Source organism: Dryocola clanedunensis (assembly GCF_038405435.1).
In the GTDB taxonomy this organism is placed as follows: domain Bacteria; phylum Pseudomonadota; class Gammaproteobacteria; order Enterobacterales; family Enterobacteriaceae; genus Dryocola; species Dryocola clanedunensis_A.
Genome location: NZ_JBBYHZ010000227.1, coordinates 1 through 518, shown reverse-complemented (window position 1 = coordinate 518; position 518 = coordinate 1). Strand labels below are relative to the sequence as shown.

Below are 518 nucleotides of genomic sequence, written 5' to 3'. Positions count from 1 at the left end.
ATCGCCAAGACGGTCTACGTGGAGCGCAAGCGCCGCCAGCGCTGAGGGCAGGCTTCGTCAGCGCGACCGGCAGGCGGTCGCGTGGTCCGGCGTAAACTACGCGCTGGCGTACTTCGTGGATCTGCCCATGTTCGACATTTCTCCCCAGCTCGATTGCGGCGGCCGCTTGCTGCGGCTGGATCGCCCGCGGGTCATGGGCATCGTCAATGTCACCCCGGATTCGTTCTCCGACGGCGGTGAGCACCGCACACGGCCTGCAGCTGGTCGCCGAAGGTGCCGACCTGCTCGACATCGGCGGCGAGTCGACCCGGCCTGGCAGTGCGCCGGTGCCGCTGGACGAAGAACTGCGCCGGGTCATCCCGGTGATCGAGCGCCTGGCGCGCGAAACTTCCGTGCCGATCAGCATCGACACTTTCAAGCCCGAGGTGATGCGTGCCGCCGTTGCCGCCGGTGCCGGCCTGATCAATGACATTCATGCGCTGCGCCAGCCCGGTGCGCTGGAGGCTGCCGCCGAGCTC

Annotated in this window: 1 pseudogene; it reads left to right on the top strand. The window is 68.1% G+C overall.

Going from position 1 to position 518, the window contains the following annotated elements:
* Positions 1-127: 127 nt before the first annotated feature.
* A pseudogene (locus AAE045_RS24365) lies at positions 128-518 on the top strand (dihydropteroate synthase); the annotation flags it as partial.